14 protein-coding genes are annotated in these 15,628 nt (G+C 68.5%); 10 read left to right on the plus strand and 4 right to left on the minus strand.

Annotation, left to right across the window (positions count from 1 at the left end; genetic code table 11):
• The first annotated feature begins 273 nt into the window (after window positions 1–273).
• On the plus strand, window positions 274–1,875 hold the full coding sequence (locus tag ACFYPJ_RS12110; protein WP_389014387.1) for an ABC transporter substrate-binding protein: 1,602 nt from the start codon (window positions 274–276) through the stop codon (window positions 1,873–1,875).
• Between the two features lie 147 nt (window positions 1,876–2,022).
• On the opposite strand, the gene ACFYPJ_RS12115 is transcribed toward ACFYPJ_RS12110, so the two are convergent.
• Both ACFYPJ_RS12115 and ACFYPJ_RS12120 read right to left on the minus strand, forming a co-directional pair.
• Window positions 2,023–2,694: a response regulator gene (locus ACFYPJ_RS12115; RefSeq protein ID WP_389014389.1), complete on the minus strand. Its 672-nt coding sequence runs from the start codon at window positions 2,692–2,694 to the stop codon at window positions 2,023–2,025.
• Window positions 2,695–2,708: 14 nt separating this feature from the next.
• Window positions 2,709–3,770 carry a RecB family exonuclease gene (locus ACFYPJ_RS12120; RefSeq protein ID WP_389014391.1) on the minus strand — a complete coding sequence of 354 codons (1,062 nt, stop codon included), beginning with the start codon at window positions 3,768–3,770 and terminating at the stop codon, window positions 2,709–2,711.
• Window positions 3,771–4,186: 416 nt separating this feature from the next.
• Between ACFYPJ_RS12120 and ACFYPJ_RS12125 the strand changes: the two genes are divergently transcribed.
• The 3 genes from ACFYPJ_RS12125 (at window position 4,187) to ACFYPJ_RS12135 (ending at window position 7,602) form a co-directional block, all read left to right on the plus strand.
• On the plus strand, window positions 4,187–5,764 hold the full coding sequence (locus ACFYPJ_RS12125) for a site-2 protease family protein (RefSeq protein WP_389014394.1): 1,578 nt from the start codon (window positions 4,187–4,189) through the stop codon (window positions 5,762–5,764).
• Window positions 5,765–5,890: 126 nt separating this feature from the next.
• Window positions 5,891–6,793, plus strand: coding sequence for a tRNA (adenine-N1)-methyltransferase (locus tag ACFYPJ_RS12130; RefSeq protein WP_389014397.1), 903 nt, complete (start codon window positions 5,891–5,893; stop codon window positions 6,791–6,793).
• Between the two features lie 293 nt (window positions 6,794–7,086).
• Window positions 7,087–7,602: a hypothetical protein gene (locus ACFYPJ_RS12135; protein WP_389014400.1), complete on the plus strand. Its 516-nt coding sequence runs from the start codon at window positions 7,087–7,089 to the stop codon at window positions 7,600–7,602.
• Between the two features lie 62 nt (window positions 7,603–7,664).
• Here ACFYPJ_RS12135 and ACFYPJ_RS12140 read toward each other — a convergent pair whose 3' ends face one another.
• Window positions 7,665–7,970: a ferredoxin gene (locus ACFYPJ_RS12140; RefSeq protein WP_389014403.1), complete on the minus strand. Its 306-nt coding sequence runs from the start codon at window positions 7,968–7,970 to the stop codon at window positions 7,665–7,667.
• Between the two features lie 242 nt (window positions 7,971–8,212).
• On the opposite strand from ACFYPJ_RS12140, the gene arc reads away from it, so the two are divergent.
• The 6 genes from arc (at window position 8,213) to prcA (ending at window position 14,394) form a co-directional block, all read left to right on the plus strand.
• The gene (arc, locus tag ACFYPJ_RS12145; protein ID WP_389014405.1) at window positions 8,213–9,979 is read left to right on the plus strand and encodes a proteasome ATPase; all 1,767 of its coding nucleotides are present in this window, start codon (window positions 8,213–8,215) and stop codon (window positions 9,977–9,979) included.
• A gap of 231 nt (window positions 9,980–10,210) precedes the next feature.
• Entirely contained in the window at window positions 10,211–11,722 is a 1,512-nt protein-coding gene (gene dop / locus ACFYPJ_RS12150; protein ID WP_389014408.1) for a depupylase/deamidase Dop, read from the plus strand.
• Window positions 11,723–11,909: 187 nt separating this feature from the next.
• Window positions 11,910–12,128, plus strand: coding sequence for a ubiquitin-like protein Pup (locus ACFYPJ_RS12155; protein ID WP_376525275.1), 219 nt, complete (start codon window positions 11,910–11,912; stop codon window positions 12,126–12,128).
• 49 nt (window positions 12,129–12,177) lie between these two features.
• The gene (locus ACFYPJ_RS12160) at window positions 12,178–12,783 is read left to right on the plus strand and encodes an endonuclease VII domain-containing protein (protein ID WP_389014411.1); all 606 of its coding nucleotides are present in this window, start codon (window positions 12,178–12,180) and stop codon (window positions 12,781–12,783) included.
• The gene (prcB, locus tag ACFYPJ_RS12165) at window positions 12,735–13,580 is read left to right on the plus strand and encodes a proteasome subunit beta (protein ID WP_389014414.1); all 846 of its coding nucleotides are present in this window, start codon (window positions 12,735–12,737) and stop codon (window positions 13,578–13,580) included. Before ACFYPJ_RS12160 ends, prcB begins: the two co-directional genes overlap by 49 nt.
• A 55-nt stretch (window positions 13,581–13,635) precedes the next feature.
• A complete protein-coding gene (gene prcA, locus ACFYPJ_RS12170; RefSeq protein WP_389014417.1) occupies window positions 13,636–14,394 on the plus strand; it encodes a proteasome subunit alpha in 759 nt (252 codons plus the stop codon).
• Between the two features lie 92 nt (window positions 14,395–14,486).
• Here the strand turns inward: prcA and ACFYPJ_RS12175 are convergent, their stop codons facing one another.
• Window positions 14,487–15,554 carry a LacI family DNA-binding transcriptional regulator gene (locus ACFYPJ_RS12175; RefSeq protein ID WP_389014420.1) on the minus strand — a complete coding sequence of 356 codons (1,068 nt, stop codon included), beginning with the start codon at window positions 15,552–15,554 and terminating at the stop codon, window positions 14,487–14,489.
• Window positions 15,555–15,628: the final 74 nt, after the last annotated feature.

The raw sequence follows: 15,628 nt of genomic DNA on the forward strand, positions 1-15,628 counted from the left end.
AGAGACCTGTGCGGGACACCCTCCGAGGTGCAGCAGCGGCATGACCATGTGTCCCGATTCATGAAAGGCTGCACCAATCCTTGCCACGGACGGGTTTCAGCGTGTCCACACCCGGTTCCACTCCGTGATGGCACCTCAACTCGGCCTACCGTGAAGCCCGGTGCGGGTGCGGACTAATCTCATCGCGAGAACATCACCCTTACCCCCGTGATCCGCCACAACACCCCTGTATGCCGGGTACACGGCCCCGAACAGCCTTGGAGACGTTCGAGCATGAACCGCAAGACTTTGGTGCTGCCGGCCATAGCGGGCCTGCTCGCGCCGGCGCTCGCCGCGTGCGGTGGATCCGGCAGCGGAAGCGGCGGCGACGCGATCGTCGTCGGCACCACGGACCGGTTCACCGCCACCAAGGACCTCCCCGCGCCCTTCGATCCCGCCTACGCGTACGACGTCGGGACCTGGAGCGTGCTGCGGCAGACCGTACAGACCCTGATGACGCAGCCCAAGGGCGACGGCGACCCGGTCCCCGAGGCCGCCGAGAGCTGCTCCTTCACGGACAGCGGCAACGAACGCTACGTCTGCAAGCTGCGCGACGGCCTGAAGTTCGCCAACGGCGACGACCTCACCGCCGAGGACGTCAAGTACTCCTTCGAACGGGCCCTGCGCATCAAGGCAAACAGCGGGGTGTTCTCCCTGCTCTCCACCATCGACACCATCGAGACCCAGGGCGACCGCGAGGTGATCTTCCACCTCAAGACCGCCGACGCGACCTTCCCGTTCAAGCTGTCCACCCCGGTCGCGGGCATCATCAACCCCAAGGACTACGCCAAGGACAAGCTGCGCGACGGCTTCAAGATCGACGGCTCCGGTCCCTACACGATGACCGCCGAGGTCAAGAAGAACGAGATCGTCTCGACCACCTTCACCAAGAACCCCGGCTACAAGGGGAGCCTGAAGGTCAGCAACGAGAAGGTCGAACTGCGCTCCTTCGCCGACCCCGACGCGATGGGCAAGGCCCTGGACAAGGGCGACATCGACGTCATGACCCGCACCATGACGCCGGATCAGATCCGCAAGCTGGACGCCGGCAACGACGAACACGTCAGCCTCGTCGAGATGGCCGGTCTGGGCATCCGCTACCTCGGCTTCAACACCGATGCGGCGACCGTGAAGGACAAGGCCGTCCGCCAGGCGATGGCCGAGGTCGTCAACCGCGCCGAACTCGTCGCCAAGGTCTACGGCGACCAGGCCGAACCGCTCTACTCCCTGGTCCCGGCCGGCATCACCGGGCACTCCAACTCGTTCTTCAACAAGTACGGCGAGCCCGACGTCAACAAGGCCAAGTCGCTGCTCGACAAGGCCGGCATCACCACCCCCGTGAAGCTGACCCTGCACTACACGACCGACCACTACGGCGCGGCCACCAAGCAGGAGTTCGAGATCCTGCAGAAGCAGCTCAACGGCAGCGGACTGTTCGACGTCAGCCTCAAGGGCTGGCCCTGGTCCGCCTTCCAGAGCGACGAACGCAAGGGCAAGTACGACGTCTACGGCATGGGCTGGTTCCCCGACTTCCCCGACCCCGACAGCTACCTGGCGCCCTTCCTCGACAAGAACAACTTCCTCAACTCGCCGTACGCGAACCAGGAGATCATCGGCACCCTGATCCCGGACTCCCGCCGCGAGGCAGACCGCCTCGGCGCCGCCCAGACCCTGACCCGCATCCAGGACATCGTCGCCGACGAAGTCCCCCTCCTTCCGCTGTGGCAGGGCAAGGAGTACGTCGCCGCCCGCGACGACATCACGGGCGCCGCCTACGCCATCAACTCCGCCTCCTCGCTGCAACTGTGGGAGCTGGGCCGCGGCGTCAGCGGCTGACCCCACACCGGCGGCCCGCCAGCCACGAGCACCACGGCCCCGGCACAGACAAAGAGGGCGCCCCCTCGACGACAAGGGGGCGCCCTCGGCACGTCCACGGCCGGTCGGCCCGTCCGCCGTCGCCCGGCCCGCGGCGGCGGCCGCCGGTCACTGGGCGCCGGGACGCACCAACCCGCTCTCGTACGCGTACACCGCCGCCTGCACCCGGTCCCGCAGGCCCAGCTTGGTCAGCACATGCCCGACATGCGTCTTCACGGTGGTCTCGCTGACGAACAGATCGGCGGCGATCTCGGCGTTCGACAGCCCCCGCGCCACCAGCTTCAGTACCTCGACCTCCCGCTCGGTGAGCGTGTGCAGCGTGTTCGGCACCGGCTCCTCACCCGACGGCAGATGCGTCGCGTACTTGTCCAGCAGCCGACGGGTGATGCTCGGCGCGAGCATGGCCTCACCGGCCGCCACCACTCGGATCGCCTGCACCAGTTCATTGGCGGGCGCGTCCTTCAGCAGGAAACCGCTCGCCCCGGCCCGCAACGCCTCCACCACGTACTCGTCCAGGTCGAACGTGGTCAGCACGAGCACCTTCGCCGGGCCGTCGCGCCCCGGACCGGAGATCTGCCGGGTCGCCTCCACCCCGTCCATCCGCGGCATGCGAATGTCCATCAACACCACATCGGGCTGCAGGGCACGCACCTGGTCGAGGGCCTGGAGGCCGTCTCCGGCCTCGCCCACGACCGCGATGTCCTGCTCCGCCTCCAGGATCATCCGGAATCCGGTGCGCAGCAGCGGCTGGTCGTCGACCAGTAGGACGCGGATGGCCACGTAAGTCTCCTTCGCTAGTCCGGCCCCATTCTGCCCTGCGGGACCTCCCCGGACTCGGCCGCCCTCACCGGCAGCGGATACGGCGGGGGAGTACCACCGAACTCCGGACAGTGCGCCTGGTGGTCGCACCAGCCGCACAGCCGGGTCGGACGCGGGCGCCAGTCACCGGTCTCCGTGGCCCGCCGGATCGCCTCCCACAAGGACAGCAGCTTGCGCTCGACCCGTTCGAGGTCGGCGGGCACGGGGTCGTACGTCAGCACGTCACCACTGCCCAGATAGACCAGTTGGAGCCGCCGCGGGACCACCCGCTTCAGCCGCCAGACGACCAGGGCGTAGAACTTCATCTGGAACAGCGCGCCCTCGGCGTACTCCGGTCTCGGCGCCTTGCCCGTCTTGTAGTCGACGATCCGCACCTCACCCGTCGGCGCCACGTCGACCCGGTCGATGATCCCGCGCAGCCGCAGCCCCGACTCCAGCTCGGTCTCGACGAACAGTTCCCGCTCGGCGGGTTCCAACCGGGCCGGATCCTCCAGCGTGAACCAGCGCTCCACCAGCCGCTCCGCCTCACCGAGCCACCGCGCGAGCCGTTCACCCGCAGGATCGTCCGCGAACAACTCCACGACCTCGGGCTTCGTCTCCCGCAACCGGTCCCACTGACCGGGAACCAGCGACTTGGCGCGCGGCGCCGTCCGCTCCACGGCGGGCGCGTCGAAAAGCCGCTCCAGCACTGCGTGCACCAGGGTTCCCCGGGTCGCCGCCTCGCTCGGCTTCTCCGGCAGCCGGTCGATCACCCGGAACCGGTACAGCAGCGGGCACTGCATGAAGTCGCCGGCCCGGGAGGGGGACAGGCTCTCGGGCGCACTGGCCGCGCGCCGGACCGGCGCGGCCGTACCAGCGGAAGCGGGTGCATCGGCCGTCCTGGCTCCATCCGAAGCCCCCGCCGTACCGGCTGCATCCGCCGTACCGGGTCCGCCACCTGCACCGGCTGCCCCCGCCGCACCAGCTCTGTCAGCCGCACCGGCTGCCTCACCGGCATCGGCCGCACCGGCGCCACCAGCGGTACCCGCCGTATCCATGGCACCAGTCGCACCGGCGATGTCAGTGGGACCAGCCGTACCGACCGCACCGGCCGTTTCAGGCCCACCTGCTGCCCCACTGCCCTCATCACGGCTACCGGCCGTGCCCGCCCCACCTGCCGCCGGCACGTCCGCCGCCCCGGCCCGGTCCGTCGCCTCCGCCGCCGGCGACGGGACCGGTGGATCCCCCGACGCCACGTCCCCGCAACGGGTCGGCGTGGCACCCTCGATGCTGCTGTCCATGACCACAGACCATACGTGCCGCCACTGACAGTGACCCGCCGCGCCGCCGCCCGCACTACCTCGGCGCGAACACGAGGGGTGCCGGGGCGGAACGTGTGACGACGGCCGCATACCATCGACCAGAGACCCTTCCGCCCCGGCAGGCGCGGAAACGCTTCGAACGAGGGGACACCGTGGACGTGAGCGGCGGGAGCGGGCAGCCGCGGTCCGGCACCGAAGGGCCGACCGAGCGCCCCGCAGGTCCTACGGCCCCGAGCAGCAGCAGCGGCAACGACGACGCCGGGACCACCGGGTCCGCCGCACCCACCGGATCCGCCCCGAACCCCGACAAGCCCGGCAAGCCAGGGCCGGCCGAGGAGGCGGAGACGACGTCGGCAAAGCAGCCGGACCCCACCGGGACGCCCGACCGGACGCAGGAGCCCGAGCCCGCCCCCACCCCCGAAACCGCGGACAGGGCCGGCAACAGGTCCGGCGGCACGGACAAAGCACCCCCTGCCCCCGCGCCCGCCGCGGACCGTCACGAACCCGCCGGTGACCCCGCCTCCCGCGCTCATGCCGATTCCGGCACCGGCAAAGGACCGGCACCGCAGCGGCGCAAGGATCCCGGCGGGGGACTGCTCATGGGCCGCCCCTTCGGCGTGCCCGTGTACGTGGCGCCCAGCTGGTTCCTCGTCGCCGCGTTGATCACCTGGGTGTTCGGCGGCCAGCTCGACCGTGTCCTGCCGGACCTGGGCGCCGCCCGCTACCTGGTGTCCCTCTTCTTCGCGGTCGCCTTCTACGCCTCCGTCCTCGTCCACGAACTCGCCCACACTGTCGCCGCCGTCCGCTTCAAACTCCCGGTCCGCCGCATCCAGCTCCAGTTCTTCGGCGGCGTCTCCGAGATCGAGAAGGAAGCCGAGACACCCGGACGGGAGTTCGTCCTCGCCTTCGTCGGACCGCTGCTCTCCCTCGTACTCGCCGGAGTGTTCTACCTGGCCATGCAGCCCGTCGAACCCGGCACCGTGCTCGGCGTCCTGCTGGCCGGCCTGATGGTCTCCAACCTCATCGTCGCCGCCTTCAACCTCCTGCCCGGCCTCCCCCTCGACGGCGGCCGGATGCTGCGCGCCGTCGTCTGGAAGATCACCGGCCGGCCCATGAGCGGCACCGTGGCCGCCGCCTGGGTCGGCCGCGCCCTCGCCATCTCCGTCCTGATCGGACTGCCGCTGCTCAACCAGTCCGGCGTACTCGGCTCCGGCTCCCAGGACATCAGCGGCATGGACACCGTCACCGACGCCCTGCTCGCCGCCATCCTCGCGGCGATCATCTGGACCGGCGCCGGCAACAGCCTGCGCATGGCCCGGCTGCGCGAGCACCTGCCGGCGCTGCGAGCCCGTGCCCTCACCCGGCGCGCGGTGCCGGTGGAGACCGACACCCCGCTGTCCGAGGCACTGCGCCGCGCCAACGCCGCCGGGGCCCGTGCCCTCGTCGTCGTCGACGCCAACGGCGCCCCGCTCTCCCTGGTCCGCGAAGCCGCCATTGTCGGCGTGCCCGAGCACCGCCGCCCCTGGGTCGCCGTCAGCGGCCTCGCCCAGGAACTCACCGACGGCATGCGCATCTCCGCCGAACTGGCGGGCGAGGACATGCTGGACGTCCTGCGCGCCACCCCGGCGACCGAATACCTGGTGGTGGAGGAGACGGGCGAGATCTACGGCGTGCTGTCCGCGGCGGACGTGGAACGGGCCTTCGTCAGGGCCATGGCACGACCCGCCTGAAAAGCGCCCCCAGGGGGCACCGGTAACCGGGTCCCCGCCACCGCAGCACCCGCGGGCCCGCACACCCACCGACGGCGGGGCCGTCCGCGGGCCGGAGCCCGTCCCGCGGCCCGGTAGGCTGGTCACATGTCCGAACCGACCGGTGCCGCCCGCAGACGCGGGCCCTTCAAGGTCGGGGACCAGGTACAGCTGACCGACCCCAAGGGTCGCCACTACACGTTCACGCTCGAAGCCGGGAAGAACTTCCATACCCACAAGGGTTCCTTCCCGCACGACGAACTGATCGGTGCCCCTGAGGGCAGCGTTGTCCGCACCACCGGCAACGTCGCCTACCTCGCGCTGCGCCCCCTGCTCCCCGACTATGTCCTGTCCATGCCCCGCGGGGCGGCCGTCGTCTACCCGAAGGACGCGGGACAGATCCTCGCCTTCGCCGACATCTTCCCCGGCGCCCGCGTCGTGGAGGCCGGCGTCGGCTCCGGCTCGCTCAGCAGCTTCCTGCTGCGGGCCATCGGCGACCAGGGCATGCTGCACTCCTACGAGCGACGCGAGGACTTTGCCGACATCGCCCGGCAGAACGTGGAGCGCTACTTCGGCGGCCCGCACCCGGCCTGGCAGCTCACCGTCGGCGACCTCCAGGACAACCTGTCCGACACCGAGGTCGACCGCGTCATCCTCGACATGCTCGCTCCCTGGGAGTGCCTGGAGGCCGTCTCCAAGGCGCTCGTGCCCGGCGGCATCCTGTGCTGCTACGTCGCCACCACGACCCAGCTCGCCCGGACCGTCGAGTCCATCCGCGAGATCGGCAGCTTCAACGAGCCGACCGCCTGGGAGACGATGATCCGTAACTGGCACATCGAGGGCCTCGCCGTCCGCCCCGACCACCGGATGATCGGCCACACCGGCTTCCTGCTCACCGCCCGGCGCCTCGCCGACGGCGTCGAGCCGCCCATGCGCCGCCGCCGCCCCGCCAAGGGCGCCTACGGCGACGACTACGCGGGACCCAACGCCGACGGCGGCCCCGGCCGCTGACACCCGCCCGACCGGCAACACCACCGCGCCGTGGCCGAGTTCCCCCAGCCCACCCGGAACTCGGCCACGGCGCCCGCACGTTGAGAAGAAGGCGGCCCGGAGCACGCCGGCATCCGTGCACAGCCACCCCGCGGGACGAGCGCCCACGGGAATCCCGACCCCGCCGTTCCCCCGCACTGTGACGTGTGGCACCATGCTGGCCACCCCCAGCGGCACAGCCCTCCCAGGAGACACTCCTAGTGCAATCCGCCGTACCGGAACTCGCACACACTCACACCCGCCCCATCCACTGGGTGGCCACCGCAACCGCCGTCGCCGGTGTCGTGGCCTTCTCCTCCCTGCTCCAACCCGGCTCGGCGAAGGCGGCCCCGGCCACCGCCGGCCGGCAGCCGGACCCTGCGGCCACCGCGCCCGGCACCGCGGGCGTCGCCTTCCCCGTCCGGTGCGGACCCGTGAAAGCCGTCGTGAAACAGAAGGCCGAAGGAGACCTCGACGGCGACGGCCGCCCGGAGACGGTCGCCGTGGTGCACTGCGACGCCCCCATGGGCACCCCGCCCGACGGGGTGTACGTCCTCACCCAGGGCATGCAGGACAAGCACCCCCGGGTCGTCGCCACACTCGTCGATCCCAAGGACCGGACCACCGTCACCGACTTCGCGGTGCGGTACGGCGCCGTCACCGCGACCCTGCTCGGCTACTCCACGTCCGACGTGCCGAGTTGCTGCCCGGACGTGAAGACGCCCGCCAAGTGGCAGTGGAACGGCAGCGCGTTCATACGCTCCACCCCGGCGGGGTCCCACAGCGTATGAAAACCCCCGCTACGGTGGGAATGTGAGAAAACAGACAATCATCACGCGGAGTGGCCCTCCGGTCACTCCGCGTCGGGTCCGTGTACCTCGACCCTGTCCGAAACCCGACGCACATGGATGCACTCGCCCGGACACTCCCGCGCCGAGTCCGCCACATCCACGACGAGCGGCAACGGCACCCCGGTCACAGCCCCCTTGGCCGACAACAGCTCGCCCTCGGCACTTTTCACGTAGGCCAGCCCGTCGATGTCCAGCTCGAACACCTCGGGCGCGTACTGGACGCAGATCCCGTCCCCTGTACACAGATCTTGATCGATCCAGACCTCCAGTGCCTCACCGTCGCCTCGGGCCTCTTGCAACACGGTCACGTCACCTACCCTTGACGAAAGAGCCGACGGGAATCCGGCCAGCTCTGGCGGGTGTTGAACCCCTCGACCCTACCGCCGGCCGCTTCCCAATCACGTTCGCTGGGTATTCCCCTGGCGTGAGGGAGAGCGCAAGGGTGAAGATCGGACACTCCTTGACAGTCTTTGTGATCTAGGGGTTTCAATCGACACCCACCCAGGTAGGGTCTGGAAGCGTCCAGCTCCCCTTGGAGGAGGTGAGGACCGTGGCAGCCCACGACGACGACATGAACCGCGGCATCCGCCCGGGACGAGGGTCCGACGACCCCGCCGGGCAGATCGCCTACCTTGAGCAGGAGATCGCCGTCCTGCGACGCAAGCTCGCCGACTCTCCGCGGCACACGAGGATTCTCGAAGAGCGGATCGTCGAGCTGCAGACCAACCTGGCCGGCGTGTCCGCACAGAACGAGAGACTCGCCAACACACTCCGTGAGGCCCGCGACCAGATCGTGGCCCTCAAGGAAGAAGTCGACCGGCTCGCCCAGCCGCCGGCCGGCTTCGGTGTCTTCCTGCAGGCCAACGAGGACAGCACCGCCGACATCTTCACCGGAGGCCGCAAACTCCGCGTGAACGTCAGCCCCAGTGTCGACCTCGACGTCCTGCGGCGCGGCCAGGAAGTCATGCTCAACGAAGCGCTCAACGTGGTCGAGGCCATGGAATTCGAGCGCGTCGGGGACATCGTCACCCTCAAGGAAGTACTTGAGGACGGCGAGCGCGCCCTGGTGCTCGGGCACACCGACGAGGAACGGGTGGTACGGCTCGCCGAGCCGCTGCTGGACGTCACCATCCGCCCCGGAGACGCCCTCCTGCTCGAACCCCGCTCCGGCTATGTGTACGAGGTCGTTCCGAAGAGCGAGGTCGAAGAACTCGTCCTCGAAGAGGTACCCGACATCGGCTACGAGCAGATCGGCGGCCTCGGCAATCAGATCGAAGCCATCCGCGACGCGGTCGAGCTGCCCTACCTCTACCCCGACCTCTTCAAAGAACACGAGCTGCGCCCACCCAAGGGAGTCCTGCTCTACGGACCCCCCGGATGCGGAAAGACGCTCATCGCCAAAGCCGTCGCCAATTCGCTGGCCAAAAAGGTCGCCGAGGTCACCGGCCAGGCAGCGGGCAAGAGCTTCTTCCTGAACATCAAGGGCCCCGAACTGCTCAACAAGTACGTCGGCGAAACCGAGCGGCAGATCCGCCTCGTCTTCCAGCGCGCACGGGAAAAGGCCAGCGAAGGCACCCCCGTGATCGTCTTCTTCGACGAGATGGAATCACTCTTCCGCACCCGCGGCTCCGGTGTCAGCTCGGACGTGGAGAACACCATCGTCCCCCAGCTGCTCGCCGAGATCGACGGCGTCGAGGGCCTGCAGAACGTCGTGGTGATCGGTGCCTCCAACCGCGAGGACATGATCGACCCCGCCATCCTGCGACCCGGCCGCCTCGACGTGAAGATCAAGATCGAGCGTCCGGACGCCGAAGCGGCCAAGGACATCTTCGGGAAATACCTCACCGAACGCCTGCCGCTGCACGCGGACGACGTCGGGGAACACGGCGGCGACAAGACCACCACGGTCCAGAGCATGATCCAGACCGCGGTCGAGCACATGTACGCCGAATCCGAGGAGAACCGCTTCCTGGAGGTCACCTACGCCAACGGCGACAAGGAAGTCCTCTACTTCAAGGACTTCAACTCCGGCGCCATGATCGAGAACATCGTCGGCCGCGCCAAGAAGATGGCGATCAAGGAATTCCTCGACCAGAAGCAGAAGGGCCTCCGGGTCTCCCACCTCCTCCAGGCATGCGTGGACGAGTTCAAGGAGAATGAGGACCTGCCCAACACCACCAACCCGGACGACTGGGCCCGAATCTCCGGCAAGAAGGGTGAACGGATCGTTTACATCCGCACCCTCATTACCGGAAAGCAAGGCGCAGACACGGGGCGTTCCATCGATACGGTGGCAAACACCGGACAGTACCTGTAAAACACAGGCGGCTGCGGGTGCCCCCACCGGGTACCCGCAGCCGCCCGTTTTTCCGGCCACGCCGGAACAGGCAAAGACGCAAATGATCTCCCCCCCAGCGCAAAGGCGTTCTAGGCTCTTTTTACCGCCGAATCGCGCAGTGCGGGGACCGGCACCGCGCACGCACCGCAGCGCCAGCGGGTACGTGAGCGGTGCCCACGACCGAGGGTGCCGCCGGGCAAGGAGGGCCGCATGACCGTACGGCGAGTAATGGGCATCGAGACGGAGTACGGCATCTCCGTCCCCGGCCACCCCAACGCCAATGCCATGCTCACCTCGTCCCAGATCGTCAACGCCTACGCCGCGGCGATGCACCGGGCCCGCCGGGCCCGCTGGGACTTCGAGGAAGAAAACCCGCTGCGGGACGCACGAGGATTCGACCTCGCCCGTGAAGCCGCCGACGCCAGCCAGCTCACCGACGAGGACATCGGCCTCGCCAACGTGATCCTCACCAACGGGGCACGCCTCTACGTCGACCACGCACACCCCGAATACAGCGCACCCGAGGTCACCAACCCCCGCGACGCCGTCCTCTGGGACAAAGCCGGCGAACGGATCATGGCAGAGGCCGCCGAACGCGCCGCCCAGCTCCCCGGCGCCCAGCCCATCCACCTCTACAAGAACAACACCGACAACAAAGGCGCCTCCTACGGCACGCACGAGAACTACCTGATGAAACGGGAAACCCCGTTCTCCGACATCGTGCGCCACCTCACGCCCTTCTTCGTCTCCCGTCCGGTCGTCGCCGGAGCCGGCCGCGTCGGCATCGGCCAGGACGGCCACGAACACGGCTTCCAGCTCAGCCAGCGCGCCGACTACTTCGAAGTCGAGGTCGGCCTCGAAACCACCCTCAAACGCCCCATCATCAACACCCGCGACGAACCGCACGCCGACGCCGAGAAATACCGGCGCCTGCACGTGATCATCGGCGACGCCAACCTCTCCGAAATCTCCACCTACCTCAAACTCGGCACCACCGCCCTGATCCTCTCCATGATCGAAGACGGCTTCATCGCCGTCGACCTGGCCGTCGACCAGCCCGTACGCACCCTCCACCAGGTCTCCCACGACCCCACACTCAAGCGACTCGTCACCCTCCGCAGCGGCCGGACACTCACCGCCGTCCAGCTCCAGATGGAGTACTACGAACTCGCACGCAAATACGTGGAAGAACGCCACGGAGCCGACGCCGACGAACAGACCAGGGACGTCCTCATCCGCTGGGAGGACACGCTCAACCGGCTGGAGAACGACCCCATGAGCCTCGCCGGCGAACTCGACTGGGTCGCCAAACGCGAACTCATGGAGGGCTACCGCCGCCGCGACGACCTGGACTGGGACGCCGCCCGGCTGCACCTGGTCGACCTCCAGTACGCCGACGTACGCGCCGAGAAAGGCCTCTACAACCGCCTGGTGGGCCGCGGACGCATGAAGCGGCTCCTCACCGAGACCGAGGTCGACCGGGCCCGCACGAAGCCGCCGGAGGACACCCGGGCCTACTTCCGCGGCCGGTGCCTGGAGCAGTACGCGGACGACGTCGCCGCCGCCTCCTGGGACTCCGTGATCTTCGACCTGCCCGGCCGGGACTCCCTGCAACGCGTTCCAACCCTCGAACCGCTTCGCGGAACGCGAAATCACGTCAAGGAACTGCTGGACCGCTGCCGCACGGCAGAAGACCTGGTCAGGGTCCTCTCCGGCGGCTGACCGGGCCGACAGTCCACACCGGGCGGGGGGTGGAAATCCCGGCGTCCGGGAATCATCGAGGTGGCCCCCGTACGTTGGAGAAACTGCGGGGCCGATGTCGGACCCGGCTTGTAGGGTCTGATCATCACCAATCGGCGGGAATGCCGACCCGCCGACCATGTCTGGCGAATCGAGCGGGGTGAGGGTTATGGCGACCAAGGACACCGGCGGCGGCCAGCAGAAGGCCACGCGCAACACCGAAGAGGTCGAGGAGCAGGCGCAGGACGCGCAGGCGTCCGACGACCTCAAGGAACGGCACGAGAAGCTGAGCGACGACGTGGACTCGGTTCTTGACGAAATTGACGATGTACTCGAAGAGAACGCCGAGGATTTCGTTCGATCCTTCGTGCAAAAAGGCGGAGAGTAAAGGGCTTTTGGTCACTTTGCCTTCGAAGTGAAGGTGGCGGGGGGTCAAGGTGGCTGAGGAACCGAGTGCGAAGCAATGCCGGAAGTGCAGGCGGGATCTGCCTCTTGCGGCCTTCGCACGGGACAGGAATCGGCGCGATGGTCTTCAGGTGCACTGCCGGGAGTGCGTGGCGGAATACAGCGCTGCGCACTACCGGCGGCGCCGGGAGGCGATGGGGAAGCCTGTCCGGGAGAGGCCGGAGGTCCCGGCCTGGCACAAGCTCTGCCGGGTGTGCGGCGAGGTCAAACCCCGCAGTGAATGGCATCGCAACGCAACGGCTTCCGACGGGTTGTCGACCAGTTGCAAGGCACACCGAGCGGTACGCGGGCGGCAGGGCCGTCTGAAGCGCCAGTACGGCCTCACCGAGGCGGAACGCAACGCCTCGACCGCATCCCAAGGAGGCGTCTGCTGTATATGTCTGGCGGCTCCGCCCGCACACGTGGATCACTGCCACGAGACGGGTAGGGTCCGTGGCGTACTGTGCTTCAGCTGCAACGCTGCACTGGGGCAGTTCAAGGATCAGCCCGAGGTCATGAGGCGGGCTGCTGCATACGTGGAGGGAAACGCGTGGAAGCCAACACTCGTATCACCGGGCGTCTACCTGCTGCCTTCCTGACGCCCGGGTCCTCCTCCTTCATGGACTTTCTCGGCGATCACCAGCCGGAGCTGCTGCCCGGCAAGCGGCAGCTGCCGCCGACGCAGGGGGTGATCGAGGCGCCGCACGGGACGACGATCGTCGCGGTGGCCTTCCCCGGTGGCGTGGTGCTGGCCGGTGACCGCAGGGCCACGATGGGCAATGTGATCGCCCAGCGTGACATTGAGAAGGTCTTCCCCGCCGATGAGTACTCGGCCGTCGGTATCGCCGGTACGGCCGGTCTGGCCGTCGAGATGGTCAAGCTCTTCCAGCTGGAGCTGGAGCACTTCGAGAAGGTCGAGGGCGCTCAGCTGTCGTTGGAGGGCAAGGCGAACCGGCTGTCGACCATGATCCGGTCCAATCTCGGCATGGCCATGCAGGGGTTGGCCGTGGTCCCGCTGTTCGCCGGTTATGACGTGGACCGGGAGAAGGGCCGCATCTTCTCCTACGACGTCACGGGTGGCCGATCCGAGGAGCACGGCTTTGCGTCGACGGGTTCCGGTTCGGTCTTCGCGCGGGGTGCGATGAAGAAGTTGTTCCGTGACGATCTGACGGAGGAGCAGGCCACGACTCTCGTGGTGCAGGCCCTGTACGACGCGGCAGACGACGACTCGGCGACCGGTGGTCCCGATGTCGCCCGCCGGATCTACCCGATCGTCACCGTGATCACCGAGGACGGTTTCCGTCGGCTCACCGAGGACGAGTCCTCCGAGATCGCCCGCTCGGTGCTGGAGCGGCGTCTGGAGCAGCCGGACGGTCCGCGGGCCGCGCTGCTGTAGCCGTGGTTTTTTGCAAGGTGATCCAGTGACTTCGACAGAAAGGGACGGATAACCGGTGTCGACGCCGTTCTATGTCTCACCTCAGCAGGCGATGGCCGACCGGGCGGAGTACGCCCGCAAGGGCATCGCTCGTGGCCGCAGTCTGGTTGTGCTGCAGTATGCCGACGGCATCGTGTTCGTCGGTGAGAACCCGTCCCGTGCGCTGCACAAGTTCAGCGAGATCTACGACCGGATCGGTTTCGCGGCCGCCGGCAAGTACAACGAGTACGAGAATCTCCGTATCGGTGGTGTGCGCTACGCGGATCTGCGTGGTTACACGTACGACCGGGACGATGTGACCGCTCGTGGTCTGGCCAATGTCTATGCGCAGACGTTGGGCACGATCTTCTCCAGTGCGGCTGAGAAGCCGTACGAGGTGGAGTTGGTCGTGGCGGAGGTCGGGGAGACTCCGGAGGGCGATCAGATCTATCGGTTGCCGCATGACGGTTCGATCGTGGATGAGCACGGTTCGGTCGCGGTGGGCGGTAATGCGGAGCAGATCAGTAGTTTCCTGGATCAGCGGCATCGTGACGGCATGAGCTTGGCGGAGGCGCTGAAGCTGGCCGTGCAGGCGCTGTCCCGTGACACGAACGGCAGTGAGCGGGAGATTCCGGCGGAGCGTCTGGAAGTGGCCGTGCTGGATCGTACGCGGCCGCAGCAGCGGAAGTTCAAGCGGATCGGTGGTGGGCAGTTGTCGCGTCTGCTGGAGGCGGACGGTGCCGCCACGGAGGCGGAGAGCGCCGAGGAGGCGGACGACGACGGGAAGAAGAAGTAGGTCGCGCCTGTCCTGCTGCTCGTTCTCGCGCCCTGGCCCGCCCTGCCGGCCGGGGCGCGGTGTTTTCGGCCTATCAGCCCCGGGGCGGGCTGTCAGGTGTGTGCGGGCGGGGCTGTGGAGCCGCGTACCACCAGGTGTACGGGGATGTCGCTCCGGTCGGGTCGGCGGCCGTCCAGGACGGCCAGGAGGGCCTGCATGCCGCGTTCGCCGAAGAGTTCCGCGTCGAGTCGCACGGTGGTCAGTTCGGGGTCGACGGCGCTGGCGAGGGCGAGGTCGTCGATACCGGTGACGGAGATGTCGGCGGGGACGCGCAGGCCGTGGCGGCGGAGCGCTTTGTAGGCTCCCACGGCGAGTTTGTCGTCGTCGCAGACGATTGCGGTGGGGCGGGGCCCCGGGGTGGCGAGGGCGGTCTCGGTGGCGGTGGTGGCGTCCTCGATGGAGAGGGGGGCGCGGATGGTCCGTACGTCGGTTCCGGGGACGGTGGCTGTGCGGGCCGCGAGTTCGCGTGCGCGTACGTCGAAGGTCCAGGAGGGGACGTCGGCGGCGAGGTGGAGGAAACGGCGGTGTCCGAGGCCGAGCAGGTGGTCGGCGATCTGGCGGGTGCCGTCGGCGATGTCGAGGTTGACCGTTGCGGCGCCGAGGCTGCCTTCGGGGTCGCTGTCGAGCATGACGAGGGGGAGTTGGTCGCCCCGGATGGCGGTGAGGGCGTCGGCGGCCATGGAGGAGGCGATGACGCCGTCGAGGGCGGCCTGCGCGGAGGCGAAGGGGTTGCGGGCGGGTCCGATGCCTTCGGGGGAGGGGTAGAGGACCACGCCGAAGCCGTGCTGGGCGGCGGTGCGGGCTGCTCCGGTGTAGACGCCGGCGAAGAATTCGGTGGTGAGCGCGGGGACGACGAGGAGCACGGTGCGGGTGTGGCCGAGGCGGAGGTTGCGGGCGGCGAGGTTGGGCCGGTAGCCGAGCCGGTGTGCGGCGTCGCGTACGCGCTGGGCGGTGGCTGCGGAGACCCGGCCGTGCCATTTGTCGCCGAGGACGAGGGAGACGGCGGCCTGTGAGACGCCGGCGGCCTGGGCGACGTCGCGACTGGTGGGGCGGGTGCTGCTGCGGGGCACCGTGGTGCGCTCCTCTTGGGCTGGTCGTCTGGACGGGTGAACAGCGCACATGGTACGTATGGCGGCGGACGTTATACGTAACACTTGAGTGCGTGGGTGCAGCTCGGGCGAGCCATTGGAGGGCA

Source organism: Streptomyces sp. NPDC006012 (assembly GCF_042871185.1).
Lineage (GTDB): Bacteria > Actinomycetota > Actinomycetes > Streptomycetales > Streptomycetaceae > Streptomyces.

Coding starts and splice junctions, on each gene's coding strand:
- ACFYPJ_RS12175 (WP_389014420.1), bottom strand. CDS start 15,554: ATGTGCGCTGTTCACCCGTCCAGACGACCAGCCCAAGAGGAGCGCACC.
- dop (WP_389014408.1), top strand. CDS start 10,211: ATGACCGTACGGCGAGTAATGGGCATCGAGACGGAGTACGGCATCTCC.
- ACFYPJ_RS12120 (WP_389014391.1), bottom strand. CDS start 3,770: ATGGATACGGCGGGTACCGCTGGTGGCGCCGGTGCGGCCGATGCCGGT.
- ACFYPJ_RS12155 (WP_376525275.1), top strand. CDS start 11,910: ATGGCGACCAAGGACACCGGCGGCGGCCAGCAGAAGGCCACGCGCAAC.
- ACFYPJ_RS12130 (WP_389014397.1), top strand. CDS start 5,891: ATGTCCGAACCGACCGGTGCCGCCCGCAGACGCGGGCCCTTCAAGGTC.
- ACFYPJ_RS12110 (WP_389014387.1), top strand. CDS start 274: ATGAACCGCAAGACTTTGGTGCTGCCGGCCATAGCGGGCCTGCTCGCG.